Below are 16,235 nucleotides of genomic sequence, written 5' to 3' on the forward strand. Positions count from 1 at the left end.
GCGAAAAGCCTCAGGCGGGTGTTGCCGCCTGGATAGCCTATTCCTCGGTTCGCAGCAGCACCGCTTCGCCGATCATCAGGAACAGCAGGAACGGCGCCCAGGCGGCGAGGAAGGGCGGGTAGGCGCCCAGATTGCCCATCGCCAGCGCGAAATTGTCGGCGACGAAATAGAGGAAGCCCAGCGCCATGCCGATCACCACGCGGACGAACAGCTTGCCGGAACGCGCCAGGCCGAACGCCGACACCGCGCCAAGCAGCGGCATCAGCAGCGCCGAAAGCGGCCCCGACAGCTTGTGCCACAGCGAACCTTCGAGCGCCTTGGTCGGCCGCCCGGCCGCCCTCAACTCGCCGATCGCCATGCGCAACTCGCCGAACGAGCTCGAATTGGGATCGACATGGGCAAGGGTGAACTGGTCCGGACGCACGCCCTGCCCGATGACCGTATCGGCGACCGGGGTCAGCGTGGCGCTCGCCACGTCGAACCGCTTGGCGCCGTCGACTCGCCAGCCGTCGCCAGCGCGCGCGCCATGCTTGGCAGTGAGGATCGACGCGAGCGAGCCCTTGTCGCGTTGGTAGACAGTGACGTCGTACAGCTGAGCGGCGTCGCCCTTGCCCTTGATCTGCTGGACATTGATCAGGTTGCCGCTGGCCTGCACCCACACATTGGCGCGATCGCCGCGATCGACGGGGAGCGGTGCATACTCCACCTTTTTCCACTGCTCGAGCGTCGCAGTGGCGCGGCTGACGATGCGATCGTTGAACACGAAGGAGAGGCCCGCAACGACCAGACCAGAGAGCATCAGCGGCGCCAGCACCTGGTGCGCGGAGAGCCCGCCCGACTTGAGCGCAATAATCTCGCTGTTCTGGTTGAGCTGGGCGAGTGTGAAGATCGCGCCGCCGAGCACCGAATAGGGCAGGAAGGTCGAGATGATCTGCGGCACGCGCAGCGTGACATAGTGCAGGATCTGCGCGTTGCCGTTGCCCGGATAGGCGAGGATTCCGGCGCTCTCGGTCAGAAGGTCGAGCGAGGTCAACACCAGCACCAGCGCGCCGAGCAGCGCGAAGGTGCGGAACACGAACAGCCGCGCCATGTACAACGACACGGTGGGCGAGGGGAACAGGCCGCGCAGGCTCATCGTGCCGCCTCCGCCTTGCGGCGCCGTCTTTTGGCGCCGGGCAGCAGACGGCCGATCAGCTTGGCCGTCTTGGCGAAGACGCGTTCCAGCGCGCCGATCGGCTGCCCGCCGGGCACATAGGCGACGGTGTAATACATCCAGAAGGTCAGCCCCGCGAAGATCGAGAACGGCACCCATAGCGCGATGATCGGATCGATCAGCCCCAGGCTGCCCACGCCCTGCGCATATTCGTTGACCTTGTGATAGGTCACGATCATCAGGATCGACAGGAACACGCCGAGCATCGACGTCGAGCGCTTGGGCGGGATCGCCAGCGCTACCGCCAGCATCGGCAACAGGAACATCGTCGTCACTTCGGCCATGCGATAGTGGAAGGCCGAGCGACTGGTCTCGCGATCGATCTCGTTCGCCGATCGGTTGCGGCCGATCACGGCGAGCTCGGGCAAGGTGCGCTCGATATTGCTGTCGCCACGCTTGCGGAACTGCTCATATTTGGGGAGCGGGATCGGCAGGTTGTGGCTGGTGAAAGTCAGCACCCGCGGCACCGGCGAGCTCTTGTCGTAATGAACCAGCGTACCGTTGGTCAGCCGGAAGATGATCGTGTCGGGATCGTCGGCGCGGAGGAACTGGCCCTTCTGCGCGGTCACCGCCAGCGGGGTGCCGTCCTTGTTGGTCATCTCGACGAAGATGCCGCGCAGGTCGCGCCCTTCGTCCTGGCTCGATTCGATCCGCAGCGTCATCTTCGAGCCGAAGCTGGTGAATTCGCCGACCTTGATCGAGGCGCCGAGCGCGCCCGAGCGCAGTTCGAAGCGAAGCTGTTCGTAATTGTAGCGCGAGGTCGGCTGGACGAAGCCGACGATCGCGAAGTTCACCGCCGCCAGCACGATCGCGTACATGAAGGGCACGCGCAGCAGCCGGGTGTAGCTGACGCCCACCGCGCGCAGCACGTCCAGCTCGGATGAAGTGGCGAGGCGGCGGAAGGCGAGCAGCACGCCCAGCATCAGCCCGATCGGAATGCCGAGGCCGAGATATTCGGGCAGCAGGTTGGCAAGCATGCGCCACACCACGCTCACCGGACCGCCCTCGGTCGCGACGAACTCGAACAGCCGCAGCATGCGATCGAGCACGAGCAGCATCGCGGAGATGATCAGGGTGGAGATCAGCGGCACCGCGATCAGCCGCGCCATGTAGCGATCGATCGAATTCATGCTGTTCGCTGAACGTCCTTCAGAGCTTGATCCGTACGCCCCTGTAACGGAAAACGGGCGGAAACGATCCGGTCGCGTATAGCCGTGCTGAACGCCGATGCCACCCGGAAAGTGTCATGCCGCTTGACGCATTGCGGGCAGGGATGCTGCCGGGGGTGACGAAATTGCGCCGAACGTATATGGGCCCGCGATGCATTTCCTCGATCAAGCCAAGATTTTCGTCCGCTCGGGTGCCGGCGGACCCGGTGCCGTGAGCTTTCGCCGCGAAAAGTTCATCGAATATGGTGGCCCCGACGGCGGCAACGGCGGCAAGGGCGGCGACATCGTCTTCGAAGCGGTCGCCGGCCTGAACACGCTGATCGACTTCCGCTACACCCAGCATTTCCGGGCCCCGCGCGGCAGCGGCGGCTCGGGCTCGAACCGCACCGGTGCGGGCGGCGACGATCTGGTGATCAAGGTGCCGATCGGCACGCAGATTCTTGCCGATGACGACGAGCGCACGCTGCTGGCCGACCTCACCAAGGAAGGCCAGCGCATCGTCTTCCTGCGCGGCGGCGACGGCGGTCGCGGCAATGCGACCTACAAGACCTCGACGAACCGCGCGCCCCGCCAGCACGGCACGGGCTGGCCGAGCGAGGAGGCCTGGGTCTGGCTGCGGCTCAAGCTGCTCGCCGATGCGGGGCTCGTCGGGCTGCCCAATGCCGGCAAGTCGACCTTCATCAACGCGGTGACCAACGCGCAGGCCAAGGTGGGCGCCTATGCCTTCACCACCACCCGGCCCCAGCTGGGCGTGGTGCGCCACAAGCAGCGCGAGTTCGTCGTCGCTGACATCCCCGGCCTGATCGAAGGCGCGGCGGACGGCGCCGGCATCGGCGACCGCTTCCTCGGCCATATCGAGCGCTGCCGCGTGCTGCTCCACCTGATCGACGCCAATGACGAGGATGTGGCGACCAGCTACCGCATCGTTCGCGACGAGCTCGAAGCCTATGGCGGGGGCCTCTCCGAAAAGCCGATGGTGATCGCGCTCAACAAGATCGACACGCTCGACGATGAACTGATCGCAGCACTTTCCGCGGAGCTCGAAGAAGCGAGCGGCGCGCAAGTCATTCCGCTGTCCGGCGCGGCCGGCACTGGCGTAGATTGGGTACTCGACCAGTTGCTCGAGATCATCGGCCCGAACGAGAATCGCGCGGCGGATGAAACCTTCGAAGATGGTGAAGATCCCGTTCAATGGTCGCCGGTCTGACGCATTTCTAAGGCAACGCTTCCCGCCTGATTCCTTTTGGGAGACATGCGGATGGGTGCGTTCGGCTGGTTGCGCGGACTGTTTGGTGCAAAGGCGCAGGCGGTTAGCCGGCCCGAGCCACGCCGAATCGCCAGCGTCGCCGAACGCTCGGCCGAGGCACGGGGCTTGTTCTGGTCGGCGCTGTGGCCGGCGAGCGACCGCATCCTTTCCTCCGCCCCGGCCGGCTCGCTCTGGCCGGGCGGACACGAGGCGTATCGGCTGATCCATCGCGGCAACGCAATCCTGCTCGCGACCGACGGCCTCTCGGATCCTTTCGACGACAGCGCGACGGCCAACGGCTTCGAGATCGAGCTGTTCGTCGAAGGGCCGGGCGAGGGCGCGCCCGCGCAGGTGGCGGGCGATGGCTGGATGCTCGAGGTGCTGCGCCGGGTGGCGGCGATCGTTGCCGAGGAGCAGGGCATCCTGCGCCCGCTCGAGCGCCATGGCCCGATTCCGCTCGAACTTACCAACGTCTCCAGCTCGGCGGCGATCGCCGCGCGGCTGCCGGCGCATTTCCTTACCGCCGACGACGTGCTGGGCGTGATGATCGGCGGGCCGGAGCCCGATTTTGAGACGCGGATCGAAAACATGCCGCTCTCCCCGGTCCGCGCGGTGCCCGTGGTGCTGCTCACTGCCGCCGAGCTGGGCGAGATCCGCGCCGGCGACAGCGACACCCGCGACGCACTGATTGCGCGGCTCCAGGCGACCGGTGTCGGCCATTGCAGCGATCTTCAGCGCGAATCGATCGTCTGATCGGCTTGGCAGATGCCGAACCGCACCGCTAATAGCGCGGCCATGTCCGCGCTCGCACGCCATGCCGATGCCATCGGCTTCAGCCCTTCGACCTGCGGCCGGCTGGTCGTGAAGGTGGGCTCTTCGCTGCTCGTCGATCGCGAGGGGCAGATTCGCCGCGACTGGCTGGCGGCGCTTGCCGCCGATCTCGGAACCCGGGCGCGCGAGGGGCAGCAGCTCGTCATCGTTTCCTCGGGCGCGATCGCGCTCGGCGCGCGGCGGCTCAAGCTGCCCAAGGGCGGCCGGGCAAGCCTCGAGGACGCGCAGGCAGCAGCTGCTACCGGCCAGATCGCGCTCTCGAGCATCTGGTCCGAATTGCTCCATGACCAGGGGATGACCGCGGCGCAGATCCTCGTGACGCTCGACGATCTCGAGGACCGCCGCCGCTACCTCAACGTCTCGGCGACGCTCGACCGGCTGCTGCGGCTCGGCGTGGTGCCGGTGATCAACGAGAATGATTCGGTGGCTACGGAAGAAATCCGCTTCGGCGACAACGACCGGCTCGCCGCACGGGTGGCGAGCGCGGCCAATGCCGAGGGCGTGGTGCTGCTGTCGGACGTCGACGGTCTCTATACCGCCAACCCCAATACCCATCCCGATGCGCAGCTGATCGAGCTGGTCGACGTGATCGACGAGAAGATCGAGGCGATGGCCGATCGCGGCTCAGCCTCGGGCATGGGGTCGGGCGGCATGGTCTCCAAGATCGAGGCGGCGCGGATCGCGACCAGCGCCGGCGCGCATCTCGCCATCGCCGATGGCCGGGTCGAGCATCCGCTGGCGCGACTGGCGACGACGCGGCGGGGGACGCTGTTCCTGGGCCAGAAGGGCGCGGCGGCGCGCAAGGCCTGGCTGCGCGGCGGGCTCACCGCCAAGGGCGCGATCCATATCGACGAGGGCGCGGCGCAGGCGCTGAAGGAAGGCCGCAGCCTGCTCTCGGCCGGGGCGACCCGCGTCGAGGGCCGCTTCGCCCGCGGTGATCTCGTGGTGGTGGTCGGGCCGGACGGCAAGCATCTGGCGCGCGGGCTGGCCGAGTATGGCCATGTCGATGCCTCGCGCATTGTCGGGCGGCGGAGCGAGGAGCTGGTCGAGATCCTCGGCTATGCGCCCCGCGCCGCGCTGGTCCACCGCAGCCACATGGCGCTGCTGTGAGCGTGTTCGCCGTCACCGGGGGTACCGGCTTCGTCGGATCGCGGCTGATCGAGCTGGCGCTGGAGGCCCGGCATCAAGTCCGTGCGCTCACCCGCCGCGACCAGCCGGCGCGCGACGGTGTGACCTGGATCCGCGGCGATCTCGATGCGACCGCGGCGCTCGTCGAGCTGTGCACCGGTGCCGATGCGGTCATCCATGTCGCGGGCGTGGTCAACGCCCCCGATCGCGAGGGCTTCGCGCACGGCAACATCACCGGCACCGCCAACATGCTCGCCGCGACCAAGCAGGCAGGCGTGCGGCGCTACGTGCATGTCTCCTCGCTTGCCAGCCGCGAGCCCGAGCTGTCGGCCTATGGCTGGTCCAAGGGCGAGGCCGACACGCTGGTCCGTGCGTCGGGACTCGACTGGACGATCGTCCGTCCGCCGGCGATCTACGGCCAGGGCGATCTAGAGATGCTGGAGCTGTTCCGTGTCGCCCGCTTCGGGTTGGCGCTGCTGCCGCCGGGCGGCCGCATCTCGGTGATCGAGGTCGGCGACCTCGGCCGCCTGCTGCTCGCGCTCGCTTCGGCGGATCGCTTCTCCGGCGAGATCGACCCCGATGACGGCCGGGCAGGGGGCTGGACGCATCCCGAGTTCGCCCATGCCATCGGCCGCGCTGTCGGGCGGAAGGTGCTGGCGCTGTCGCTGCCCAAGGCGGTGCTGATGGCCGGCGCCTATGTGGACCGGGCGCTGCGCGGCAAACGCGCAAAGCTCACGCCGGATCGCGTCTCCTATTTCTGCCATCCCGACTGGGTGGCGAGCCCAGGCCATCGCGCCCCCGCAAACCTCTGGACGCCCCAGGTGGAGACCGAAACCGGGCTGGCAGAAACTGCGCGCTGGTACCGGGCTAAGGGACTGCTCTGAGCCCGGACGGGGCTTAACCATTCTATAAAGGGGGCATGTGGAACGCCCCGATCAAGCTCATCCTCTGGGACCTCGACGACACGCTGTGGCGGGGTACGCTCGCCGATGGCGACACAGTGGCGCTGTTCGAGCGGCGCGCCGAGATGGTCCGGGCCTTCAACGCGCGCGGCGTGGTCTCCTCGATCTGCTCGAAGAACGATTCCGACGCGGCGCGGGCAAAGCTGGAGGCGTTCGGGCTATCGGACGAATTCGTCTTCCCGCACATCGCCTTCACCCCCAAGGCCCAGGCGATCCGCGCGATCATCGCCGACATGCAGCTCCGCGCGGTCAACGTCCTCTTCATCGACGACAATCCGCACAATCTCGCCGAAGTCCGCCACGCGCTGCCCGAGATCCAGACGCTCGATGCAACGGCGCCCGATGCGGATGACCAGCTTGCCGGGCTGCTCGCGCTTCAGACCGGGAGCCGCAGCCGCGTCGCCGAGTACCGCATCCTCGAAGCCAAGAAGCGCGATCGCAGCGCGGTAGCCGGCCAGTCCAACGAGGCGTTTCTGCGCGCCTCGGGCCTGTGCGCCTGCGCGCCGTTCATCATGGACAATCTCGAGTTCGTGCCGCGCATCGCCGAGCTGGTCAACCGCGCCAACCAGCTCAACTACACCCAGTCGCGCGTCGATCCCGCCCAGCTCGCGCTCGACATCATCGACGTCACCCGGAACGACAGCTGGTCTATCTTCGCCTGGGACAAATATGGCCGCTATGGGCTGGTCGGCTTCGTCATGTACGACCGGATCGACCAGCACCTCGTGCACTTCACCTTCTCGTGCCGCGCGATGCACATGGGGCTGGAGCAATATGCGCTCGGCAAGATCCGGGGGAACTGGCCCGACGCCGATTTCAGCGCACTCGATGGCCGCTTCAGCCGGGTGCCGCCCGACTGGATCGCGGATCACGGGTTCGACGAACCAGAGGTCCGTGCGGCGATTCGTGCCGAATTGTCCGCCCACGTCGCCGGCGAGGCGGGGATCCGCATCATGTTCGACTGCCAGTCCGGCGGCATCGCGCATTACAGCCAGTATCGCCCGGCGATTGATTTCGACAACAATCCCCGCCTGTTCGCGCTGCGAATGATGGACGACGACAGTTACAAGGATCAGGCGTTCCCGCCCTTCCTCGTCTACGGCGCCACCATCGACTATCTGGACAATCGCTGGCCGGCCAAGTGGCACCTGCTGGAACGCGGCGTCTATCAGAAGTGCGTGTTGCGGCTGTGCATCCACCTGATCGAGAACGACCTGGGCATGCTGGTAGTGCTGCCGCCCGAGGACGCGCCGATCGAGAAATACCGCCTGGGCCTCAACCATTCGCCTGAGCGCTGCCGGTTGTTCAATGCGATCTGGCGGCAGGTAGCCCGCGAGAATCCCGACCGCATCTTCCTCCTCGAAGTGCCCGACCTGATCGACAGCTATGACGAAATGGCGGACGTGACCCATTTCCACCCCGGACTGCTTCAGAAGATCGCCGGGCAGATGGACCTGTGGGTGCACGGCGTGCTCACCGCGGGCAGCGAGGATGCGGCGGCGGCCGCCTGACCTTTGGGGCACTGCCCCGCCACGGGCCTGGTTTCGCCGCATTCGCTTGGCACCTGCGGCCGATCACACTAAGGACCGGCCGCATGACTGACCGTGCAGAAATCTTCGACATCGTCGCCGCGCAGATCGAGCCCTTCAACAAGAAGGGCGTCGCGCTTTCGGAAACCACGACCTTCGCCGGCGATCTCGAATGGGACAGCCTGACGGTGATGGATTTCGTCGCCGCGATCGAGGACGAGTTCGACATCGTCATCACCATGAACATGCAGGCCGAGATCGAGAATGTCGGCCAGCTGGTCGACGCCGTGCAGAAGCTCAAGGGCTGAACACCATGACCGACCTGATGAGCAAGTTCGACGGCCTGATCGCCGAGCGCCAGGCGCTACTCGACAGCGGCGTGATCGATCCCTTCGCGATCGTGATGGAGCAGGTCAAGTCGCCGACCGAGGCGGTGATCAAGGGCAAGGACACCATCCTGCTCGGTACCTATAATTATATGGGCATGACGTTCGATCCGGACGTCATCCAGGCCGGCAAGGACGCGCTCGACCAGTTCGGTTCGGGAACCAACGGCAGCCGCATGCTCAACGGCACCTTCCGCGACCATATGGAAGTCGAGCAGGCGCTGCGCGATTTCTACGACGTGTCCGGCGCGATCGTGTTCTCGACCGGCTATATGGCCAATCTTGGCATGCTCTCGACGCTGGCCGGCAAGGGCGAGTACATCATCCTCGACGCCGACAGCCACGCCTCGATCTATGATGGCTGCAAGCAGGGCAATGCCGAGATTGTCCGCTTCCGCCACAATGACGTGACGGACCTCGACAAGCGCCTCGGCCGCCTGCCCGCCGAGGCCGGCAAGCTGGTGGTGCTGGAGGGCGTCTATTCGATGCTCGGCGACATCGCCCCGCTCAAGGAAATGGTCGCCGTCGCCAAGAAGCACGGCGCGATGGTGCTCGTCGACGAAGCGCATTCGATGGGCTTTTTCGGGCCGAATGGCCGCGGCGTGTACGAGGACCAGGGGCTGGAAGCCGACGTCGACTTCGTCGTCGGCACCTTCTCCAAGTCGGTCGGCACCGTCGGCGGCTTCTGCATCTCGAACCACCCCAAGTTCGAAGCCATTCGTCTGGCCTGCCGCCCGTACATCTTCACCGCCTCGTTGCCGCCCAGCGTGGTAGCGACCGCGGCGACCTCGATCCGCAAACTGGCGACCGCGCACGAAAAGCGCGCGCGGCTGTGGGACAATGCCCGTGCGCTGCACGGCGGCCTGACGGCGATGGGCTTCAAGCTCGGCACCGAGAAGCCGGAAAGCGCGATCGTCGCGGTGATCCTGGAGGATCAGGAGCAGGCGGTGATGATGTGGCAGGCGCTGCTGGAGAACGGGCTGTACGTCAACATGGCGCGCCCGCCGGCGACTCCGGCCGGCACCTTCCTGCTGCGCTGCTCGCTGTGCGCGGAGCATCGGCCCGAGCAGATCGAGCGCGTGCTGGGCATGTTCCGCGCCGCCGGCCAGGCCGTGGGGGTCATCGCTTAACCGGCCTTTTCACTTTCGTTCCAAGCGCCTAGAGTCGGGCCCGGATGAGCGATGCGATCCCGTCTCTGGAGCGTTCGGTTCACGCGAAGAACTGGCGCCTGGTCCTGCTGGCGGCGCTGGCAGTGGCCGGCGTGCTGGTGCTCGGCGCGCTGATCCTCATCCAGCAGCGCACCGATCTCGAGCGCGACCGGGCAATCGCGCTTCAGCAGCACAGCTTCGAGGTGATCCTGCGCGCGAACCAGCTTCGCGGCGGTATCGCCTCGGCCGAAGCTGCGCTGGGACGTTATGTGGTGAGCGCCGATCGCAATCTCGGCCAGCAATATAGCGAGCAATGGGGCAAGGCCGGCGAGCAGCTCCAGCGGTTGCGTCAGTTGACCGGTGACAACCCCGCGCTGTTCGCCAAGGTCCGCCAGTTGCAGCGCGCCTTCGCCGAACGCGGCAAGGAGCTGGACGCAACGGCGCTGTACACCACCTTCAAGCGCAACAGCGATGCCTTCGGCGCCTATTATCAGGTGCGCGAGAGCCCGGCACGGAAGCAGGTGGAGGCGATTCTCGACGATGTCGCCGATCAGGAACGCCGCCTGCTGCGCAACCGTACGCTGGCGGCCGCGCAGCTGATCGAGAACAGCAGCTATGCCTCGCGCGTGCTCAGCGGCTTTGGTCTGGTCATCGCGCTGGGGGCGGTCATCTTCGGCTGGTTGGCGATCGAGGCGCAGGGCGATCGCGCGCTTGCGGATGCCGATGCCGCCTGGGAGCGCGAACGCGCCGGCCAGCTGCGCGAGGCGGTCGCCGCCGCCACCGCCCAGCTGCGCGAAGAGGCCCGCGAGCGCGAAGGTGCCGAGGCCAAGCTGCGCCAGGCGCAGAAGATGGACGCAGTCGGTCAGCTGACCGGCGGCATCGCCCATGATTTCAACAACATGCTGGCCGTTGTGCTGGGCGGGGTGGAACTGGCGCGGCGCCAGATCGAGAGCGACCCCCGCGAAGCCGCGCGCCATCTCGACAATGCCATGGAGGGCGCCCATCGCGCCGCCGCGCTCACCCGCCAGTTGCTCGCCTTTTCGCGGTCCGAATCGCTGGCCCCCGAACCGGTCGATGCCGGCGCGCTGATCCGCGGCATGCGTGACCTGCTCGACCGTACCCTAGGCGACGCGATCCGGGTCGAGGCGCAGGATCGCGGCATGGGCTGGCGGATCTGGGTCGACCGGCACCAGCTGGAAAATGCGGTGCTCAACCTCGCCGTCAACGCGCGTGACGCGATGAACGGGCGGGGCACCCTGGTGGTCACCACCGGCGAATCACGGCTGGCGGCGAATGAGGTCGGGCATTGCACGGCGGGCGATTATGTTTCGGTCGCAGTGCGCGACGATGGCTGCGGCATGCCGCCCGAGGTGCTGGAGCGGGTGTTCGAGCCCTTCTTCACCACCAAGCCGGTGGGCAAGGGCACCGGGCTGGGGCTCAGCCAGATCTTCGGTTTCGTTCGCCAGTCGGGCGGCGGTATCGCGATCGAGACCGCCCCCGACGCGGGCACCACGGTCACCCTGTATCTACCGCGGTACCGGGGCGCGCTGACGGGCGCCACCGCGGCCCCGATTGCGCTGGAGCCGAGCGAGGACAAGGCCGGGGACAGCTATGACATTCTGGTCGTCGAGGACGATCCGCGCGTGTTGGCGGCATCGCTGGCGGCGCTACGCGAGCTCGGCCATCGCGCGGTCGGCTGCGCGGACCCGTTGCACGCGCCGGCTGCGATTGCGGCAATGGCGTCGCTCGACCTGGTGATGACCGACGTGCTGATGCCCGGCCAGACGGGCCCGGAGATGATCGCCGGAATCGAATCCACCTTGCACGGGGTGGCAGTGCTGTTCGTCACGGGCTTTACCGGCGAGGCGAGTGCCGAACAGCTCCGCGACCGGCCGGTGCTGCGCAAGCCGTTCACCGTCGCGGCGCTGTCCCGCGCGGTGCGCGAGGCGGTCGCGGGCGAGGCCCAGCGGATGGGGCAGGCGGCGGAGTAGGGCGCGAAGAGCGCGCCTTACGAAGTCTCGCTCGCCGCCTCGATCCGCGCGCGCAGCATCTTCGCTGCCAACTCGCGGGCCTTGTCACGCGGAAGCCCCAACGCGCGGGCCATGGGGGCGCCGAGCAGCGCGTCGCCCAGCGCCATCAGGGTCAACTGCAGCGTCTCCTCGCGCAGCGGCGCGCGCGCGTCCTCGCCCTCGCTGATCCGGTCGACCAGGCGGTGAATCGCCTCGAGGATCGGATCCAGCGCGTCCTGGTTGCCGGTGAGCAGCATCCAGCTGGCCAGCGCGCCCGCCCCCTCGCGGCCGAACGCGTCGAAGGTAAGACTTACCACCTCGCGCAGATCGTGGTCGGTGGTGCGGGCGCGCAGCACCGCTTCGCCGATCTTTGCCGTCACCGCGTCCGCCATGCTGGCGGCCAGCGCCTTTTGCAGCCCCGCCGCAGATCCGAAATGGTGGAGGAGGTTGGCATGCGTGCGCCCGATCCGGGCGGCGACCGCCTTGAGGGTCACCGCCTGCGGACCGTCCTCGATCAGCAGGGCGCGTGCCGCTTCGAGCGCCGCATCGCGCGATTCTTCGGGGGAGAGGCGCCGGCGCGCTGCCGGGGTCGTCAAGCTGTGGGCCTTGTGTCCATATGTTGCCGGCTTAGTCGAGCTTGGGCGCGGGGGGAAGCGCAACGCCGAGCCGTCCGGCCAGACGAGGATCACATTCGGAACAGCGGGGCTGCAGCGTCGGAAAACTCTCGTCTTTCGCGCGCAGGCGGGGATCCATGAACCAGGACGCCGGGGGCAAGAACTGCGGCATGAGCATCGATGGATCCCCGCCTTCGCGGGGACGACGAGGGTTTGGGTGCGACCCGCTCTCCCCCTCGGTCAGCGTGCGCCTTACACCTTCCCTTGGCAGGGAGGACGGGGGAGCGGGTCACGCTGCGAGGCGGGGCTCCGGGCCGGATCGGCAGTCGTGGGCGTCAAGGTCGAGCTCGAAGCCGACGCAGGTCAGCTCGCAGCCGCGCCCCTTGGACCAGACCGGCTCGACGCGGCCGGTCGGCTGGAACCCCAGCTTGCGCAGGACCCGGCCGGACGCCGGGTTGTCGACCGCATGGCGCGACGTCAACCGGCGGATGCCCGACGTGCGCGCCGCCGCGAGCACGCCACGCCCCGCTTCGGTCGCATAGCCCTTGCCCCAGGCAGAGGGGGTGAACCAGTAGCCGAACTCGTTGGCGTCGCTCCCTACGGTGTCGATGCCGACGCAGCCGATCAGCGCCACGCTGCCGCCCTGATGTTCGAACACCAGGAAACGCGTGTCGGTCCAATGCGCAAGAAAGGTCTCGGCCGCTTCGATCGAATAGGGCCAGGGCACGCGCGACAGGTTGCGGACGACGGCCTCATGGTCGATCGCCCGGGCCAGGGCGGGGGCGTCCTCGGGCCAGCCGGGACGTAACGTCAATCTCTGGGTCCGCACGAACATGACCACCACTCCTCGGTCCTGCAGCTCCCCACGCCGTTTCCATGGCGTGCGGGTGTTGCGCTGCGATTGCAGGGAGCATGAAAAAAGGGAGACCGGGGCGACCCGTCTCCCTTTTTCGGTTGGTTCATCCGAACCCGGGTCGCCCTGGTGGGCAACCCGTGCGGTCACCCGATGTTATTCGGCTGCCTCGGCAATCATGTCTACGGAGCAGAACTTGCGACCAAGCTTGCCTTCCTTGAACGACACGCGGCCTTCAACGAGCGCGAAAAGGGTATGGTCCTTGCCCATGCCCACGTTCACACCCGGGTAGAATTTGGTGCCGCGCTGACGCACGAGGATGTTGCCGGCGAGAACCGTCTCGCCGCCGAACTTCTTCACGCCAAGACGGCGGCCAGCAGAGTCGCGACCGTTGCGGGACGAGCCGCCTGCCTTCTTATGTGCCATTGTCTATACTCCTCGTGTCTCGTCAGTCGCTTACTTGGCCGCGCCGATAGCAGTGATCTTGAGGATCGTGTGCTGCTGGCGATGGCCGTTCTTGCGGCGATAGTTGTGACGACGACGCTTCTTGAAGACGATGACCTTCTCGCCCTTCGCCTGCGCGACGATCTCGGCAGAAACGGTCAGGCCGTCGGTAGCCTTCAGCTCGCCGCCTTCGCCGGCCAGCAGGACATCGCCCAGCGTCACCGACGAACCGGCTTCGCCATCGAGCTTCTCGACGACGATCTTGTCTCCTGCGGCAACGCGATACTGCTTGCCGCCCGTGCGCACGATAGCGAACATCGGTCTCTTCTCTGGTTCAAATGCATGTGCCCGCCAAGGTTGCACCTCGGCAGGAGGAAGGGCGCAACTATGCGAGGGGGGCAGGAATGTCAACCGTTCCGCAAGACGAAACTGCGATTTTCCGAGTCACGCGCGCTTAATGGCGGTGGTTGGGCTTCAACCGGTAGCGACCTGCGTCGAAGCTGTCGAAAAGCCCGCTGATTCCGGGATGGTCGACCGGCTCGTCGCTGTCGTCCGCCACCAGATTCTGCTGGCTGACATAGGCGATATAGGTCGAATCCGAATTCTCGGCTAGCAGATGGTAGAAGGGCTGGTCCTTGGCCGGCCGCATGTCGACGGGAATCGAATCATACCATTCGTCGCTGTTCGCGAAGACCGGGTCGACATCGAAGATCACGCCGCGGAAATCGAGCAGGCGGTGGCGCACCACGTCGCCGATGGCAAAGCGCGCGCTGGCGATCGGCGGCATCGGCGTGCCCGAGTCGATGGAAAGAAGCGAACCATTGGTTTCTGACATGGCATCAATCTAGGGTTGCGGGGGCGCAACGGCAACGGTGGCGCGGCGGCGCGTTCCCGATCCGGGAAGGGGCAAGGCCGCGGACCGCGCGTCTACACGGGTCAAAAAACTTGAAAGACCCTGCTTGCGGCCCTCAAAACTTTGCGCTAGTGGCCGCGCCTCACAGCGACCGGTACGCGGGTCGGGTCTTCCCGAACATGCGTATCCTCCCTAGCGGAGAGGTGCCGGAGTGGTCGATCGGGGCAGTCTCGAAAACTGTTGAGCTCGTAAGGGTTCCGAGGGTTCGAATCCCTCCCTCTCCGCCATGGGGACATGCTGCTGCGTCGCGCGGATCGACGCATCCCCCCCAACGCCATCACGCAGCGACGGCATAGCGCCGACAATGTTCCAGATAGCCGACCTCGTGGCGGCCGGCGAGCGAGACGACGCTCTCCCACAGCCAGGACGGCGCATCGAGGTTGCTGCGGCGATCGGCGGCGAGGATCTCCAGCCACGCATCGCGCGCGTCGGTGGCCATCTGCCGCGCATGCGCCTTGCCGACGACGAAGGCGAGATAGCGGGCCGACTTCACTGCCTCGCCGCGGCTGAACTGGTCGAGCTCCAGCTTCAGGTCCTGCGGCGCCAGTTCGCGGACGAACAGCGATCGGCCCAGCATCCGCACCGGTGCCATGCGGCGGCCGAGATGCGGCGAGAGCGCGCGGGCGGCGGCAACCACGCGATCGGCATTGTCCGCCGGCAGCTCGGCACCGGGCGCGGCCGGGGCGATCGGGTCGATCGCCTGCTTGAGGTCGATCAGCGCATAATCCTTGCGGCCCTTGTGGTCGGGCAGCGCGACGATGGCAGCATAGCGCAGCAGCCCGAGCGAGCTGCATCCCTTCATCCAATAGGCGGCGTCGACCAGCCGAATCGCGCGCTCGGCATCGGCATCTTCCGCACCGAGTACGGTGCCCAGAACCGAAGGCTTGGCGAGCGCAGCCTCCAGCGCGGCACGCTCCTTGTCCTGGATCGGCCAGAAGCGCTTGCCGAGGGGAATCTGCGGCTCCACCGCGTCGAGTCGTTCCTTGGCGAGGTGGCGCCAGCGGCGGCCCAGCGCGCGGCGCTTGACGCTCTGCACCACATCGGGCTCGACGCCGGGATCGCCGCTGGTGGGATCGTGGATAGCGGCGACATAGCCTTCCATCATCTCTTCGAGCATCTGCGCGGTGACCACGCCGGGCAGGTCGGCGCCGCGTGCGGCGGTGGCGAGCGACAGGCCTAGCCGGATGAGGTCGTGCGCAGGGTTGCCGATCACCGCCTGGTCCATGTCGCGGATCTGCACCTCAACACGGCCGTCGCCATTGGAGAGCGGGCCGAGATTGCCGACATGGCAATCGCCGCAGATCCAGATCGACGGGCCCTGCGGCACACGTGCGGAAACCGGAGAGCCTTCCAGCCAGTCATAGAATTTGGCGGTGTTGCCGCGGACATAGGCGTGCGCCGATCGCGCCATTTTCAGCGTGCGGTTGGCTTCGAGGATGGTGCTGCGTTCGGCGGGGGAGAGCGGTGCGGGTTTCTTGGCCATGATGCTGCAACGCACGAAAGCGGCAAACGTAACGAACTGTTGCCCGTCGCCTGGAAGAGGAGGCGGAAACGCGCGGTTCGAGAGTAACGCCTTCGCGTCTCTGCCGCATACCGGCCCGGTCGGTCAGCAACCGGAGTCTATGAGGGGGTGGTGGACACACTTGGGCTCGAACCAAGGACCCGCTGATTAAGAGTCAGCTGCTCTACCAACTGAGCTATGTGTCCATACCGGAAGGCATGTCGGCAGAAGGAAGGTGGTGGACACACTTGGGCTCGAACCAAGGACCCGCTGATTAAGAGTCAGCTGC

The 16,235-nt window shown here is 66.8% G+C and carries 16 protein-coding genes and 3 tRNA genes (1 of these 19 cut by a window edge); 9 read left to right on the forward strand and 10 right to left on the reverse strand.

Going from position 1 to position 16,235, the window contains the following annotated elements; genetic code table 11:
• Positions 1-37: 37 nt before the first annotated feature.
• Positions 38-1,135: an LPS export ABC transporter permease LptG gene (gene lptG / locus RT655_RS15490; protein WP_313538378.1), complete on the reverse strand. Its 1,098-nt coding sequence runs from the start codon at positions 1,133-1,135 to the stop codon at positions 38-40.
• Entirely contained in the window at positions 1,132-2,343 is a 1,212-nt protein-coding gene (gene lptF / locus RT655_RS15495; protein WP_313538379.1) for an LPS export ABC transporter permease LptF, read from the reverse strand. Before lptF ends, lptG begins: the two co-directional genes overlap by 4 nt.
• A gap of 190 nt (positions 2,344-2,533) precedes the next feature.
• On the opposite strand from lptF, the gene obgE reads away from it, so the two are divergent.
• From obgE to RT655_RS15535, 8 genes are all read left to right on the forward strand, one after another.
• Positions 2,534-3,589, forward strand: a complete 1,056-nt coding sequence (gene obgE / locus RT655_RS15500) for a GTPase ObgE (RefSeq protein WP_313538381.1) — start codon at positions 2,534-2,536, stop codon at positions 3,587-3,589.
• A 45-nt stretch (positions 3,590-3,634) separates the two neighbouring features.
• A complete protein-coding gene (locus RT655_RS15505; protein ID WP_313538383.1) occupies positions 3,635-4,381 on the forward strand; it encodes a suppressor of fused domain protein in 747 nt (248 codons plus the stop codon).
• Between the two features lie 42 nt (positions 4,382-4,423).
• Positions 4,424-5,569 (forward strand): glutamate 5-kinase, encoded by a 1,146-nt coding sequence (gene proB / locus RT655_RS15510; RefSeq protein WP_313538384.1) that lies wholly within the window; start codon positions 4,424-4,426, stop codon positions 5,567-5,569.
• Positions 5,566-6,471 (forward strand): NAD-dependent epimerase/dehydratase family protein, encoded by a 906-nt coding sequence (locus tag RT655_RS15515; RefSeq protein WP_313538386.1) that lies wholly within the window; start codon positions 5,566-5,568, stop codon positions 6,469-6,471. The genes proB and RT655_RS15515 overlap by 4 nt, the downstream gene beginning before the upstream one ends.
• A gap of 35 nt (positions 6,472-6,506) precedes the next feature.
• Complete coding sequence (locus RT655_RS15520; RefSeq protein WP_313538388.1) at positions 6,507-8,060, forward strand: hypothetical protein; 1,554 nt, start codon at positions 6,507-6,509, stop codon at positions 8,058-8,060.
• A gap of 83 nt (positions 8,061-8,143) precedes the next feature.
• On the forward strand, positions 8,144-8,386 hold the full coding sequence (locus tag RT655_RS15525; protein ID WP_066720263.1) for an acyl carrier protein: 243 nt from the start codon (positions 8,144-8,146) through the stop codon (positions 8,384-8,386).
• Between the two features lie 5 nt (positions 8,387-8,391).
• Entirely contained in the window at positions 8,392-9,594 is a 1,203-nt protein-coding gene (gene spt, locus RT655_RS15530) for a serine palmitoyltransferase (RefSeq protein WP_313538391.1), read from the forward strand.
• A 44-nt stretch (positions 9,595-9,638) separates the two neighbouring features.
• On the forward strand, positions 9,639-11,603 hold the full coding sequence (locus RT655_RS15535; protein WP_313538393.1) for an ATP-binding protein: 1,965 nt from the start codon (positions 9,639-9,641) through the stop codon (positions 11,601-11,603).
• A gap of 17 nt (positions 11,604-11,620) precedes the next feature.
• On the opposite strand, the gene RT655_RS15540 is transcribed toward RT655_RS15535, so the two are convergent.
• The 5 genes from RT655_RS15540 to hspQ all read right to left on the reverse strand — a co-directional run bounded on the left by RT655_RS15540 (position 11,621) and on the right by hspQ (position 14,367).
• On the reverse strand, positions 11,621-12,217 hold the full coding sequence (locus RT655_RS15540; protein WP_313538395.1) for a TetR family transcriptional regulator: 597 nt from the start codon (positions 12,215-12,217) through the stop codon (positions 11,621-11,623).
• Between the two features lie 307 nt (positions 12,218-12,524).
• Positions 12,525-13,070 (reverse strand): GNAT family N-acetyltransferase, encoded by a 546-nt coding sequence (locus RT655_RS15545; protein ID WP_313538396.1) that lies wholly within the window; start codon positions 13,068-13,070, stop codon positions 12,525-12,527.
• Between the two features lie 174 nt (positions 13,071-13,244).
• Positions 13,245-13,514 (reverse strand): 50S ribosomal protein L27, encoded by a 270-nt coding sequence (rpmA, locus tag RT655_RS15550; RefSeq protein WP_064313800.1) that lies wholly within the window; start codon positions 13,512-13,514, stop codon positions 13,245-13,247.
• A 30-nt stretch (positions 13,515-13,544) separates the two neighbouring features.
• Positions 13,545-13,850: a 50S ribosomal protein L21 gene (gene rplU / locus RT655_RS15555; RefSeq protein WP_064313799.1), complete on the reverse strand. Its 306-nt coding sequence runs from the start codon at positions 13,848-13,850 to the stop codon at positions 13,545-13,547.
• 136 nt (positions 13,851-13,986) lie between these two features.
• Positions 13,987-14,367, reverse strand: a complete 381-nt coding sequence (gene hspQ, locus RT655_RS15560; protein WP_313538399.1) for a heat shock protein HspQ — start codon at positions 14,365-14,367, stop codon at positions 13,987-13,989.
• Positions 14,368-14,582: 215 nt separating this feature from the next.
• Between hspQ and RT655_RS15565 the strand changes: the two genes are divergently transcribed.
• Positions 14,583-14,672, forward strand: a tRNA-Ser gene (locus RT655_RS15565).
• Between the two features lie 50 nt (positions 14,673-14,722).
• Here RT655_RS15565 and RT655_RS15570 read toward each other — a convergent pair.
• The 3 genes from RT655_RS15570 to RT655_RS15580 form a co-directional block, all read right to left on the reverse strand.
• Complete coding sequence (locus RT655_RS15570) at positions 14,723-15,856, reverse strand: DUF2252 family protein (RefSeq protein ID WP_409530283.1); 1,134 nt, start codon at positions 15,854-15,856, stop codon at positions 14,723-14,725.
• Between the two features lie 220 nt (positions 15,857-16,076).
• Positions 16,077-16,152: transfer RNA gene (locus tag RT655_RS15575), tRNA-Lys, on the reverse strand.
• A gap of 30 nt (positions 16,153-16,182) precedes the next feature.
• Positions 16,183-16,235 (reverse strand) — tRNA-Lys (locus RT655_RS15580) (it continues 123 nt past the right edge of the window).

The sequence above is a fragment of the Sphingomonas sp. genome (genome assembly GCF_032114135.1).
Classification (GTDB): Bacteria; Pseudomonadota; Alphaproteobacteria; order Sphingomonadales; family Sphingomonadaceae; genus Sphingomonas.

Excerpts from the sequence above, each read along its gene's own strand:
- lptG (WP_313538378.1), bottom strand. The coding sequence starts at position 1,135 with ATGAGCCTGCGCGGCCTGTTCCCCTCGCCCACCGTGTCGTTGTACATG.
- lptF (WP_313538379.1), bottom strand. The coding sequence starts at position 2,343 with ATGAATTCGATCGATCGCTACATGGCGCGGCTGATCGCGGTGCCGCTG.
- obgE (WP_313538381.1), top strand. The coding sequence starts at position 2,534 with ATGCATTTCCTCGATCAAGCCAAGATTTTCGTCCGCTCGGGTGCCGGC.
- RT655_RS15505 (WP_313538383.1), top strand. The coding sequence starts at position 3,635 with ATGCGGATGGGTGCGTTCGGCTGGTTGCGCGGACTGTTTGGTGCAAAG.
- proB (WP_313538384.1), top strand. The coding sequence starts at position 4,424 with ATGTCCGCGCTCGCACGCCATGCCGATGCCATCGGCTTCAGCCCTTCG.
- RT655_RS15520 (WP_313538388.1), top strand. The coding sequence starts at position 6,507 with ATGTGGAACGCCCCGATCAAGCTCATCCTCTGGGACCTCGACGACACG.
- RT655_RS15525 (WP_066720263.1), top strand. The coding sequence starts at position 8,144 with ATGACTGACCGTGCAGAAATCTTCGACATCGTCGCCGCGCAGATCGAG.
- spt (WP_313538391.1), top strand. The coding sequence starts at position 8,392 with ATGACCGACCTGATGAGCAAGTTCGACGGCCTGATCGCCGAGCGCCAG.
- RT655_RS15535 (WP_313538393.1), top strand. The coding sequence starts at position 9,639 with ATGAGCGATGCGATCCCGTCTCTGGAGCGTTCGGTTCACGCGAAGAAC.
- RT655_RS15545 (WP_313538396.1), bottom strand. The coding sequence starts at position 13,070 with ATGTTCGTGCGGACCCAGAGATTGACGTTACGTCCCGGCTGGCCCGAG.
- rpmA (WP_064313800.1), bottom strand. The coding sequence starts at position 13,514 with ATGGCACATAAGAAGGCAGGCGGCTCGTCCCGCAACGGTCGCGACTCT.
- rplU (WP_064313799.1), bottom strand. The coding sequence starts at position 13,850 with ATGTTCGCTATCGTGCGCACGGGCGGCAAGCAGTATCGCGTTGCCGCA.
- hspQ (WP_313538399.1), bottom strand. The coding sequence starts at position 14,367 with ATGTCAGAAACCAATGGTTCGCTTCTTTCCATCGACTCGGGCACGCCG.
- RT655_RS15570 (WP_409530283.1), bottom strand. The coding sequence starts at position 15,856 with ATGGCGCGATCGGCGCACGCCTATGTCCGCGGCAACACCGCCAAATTC.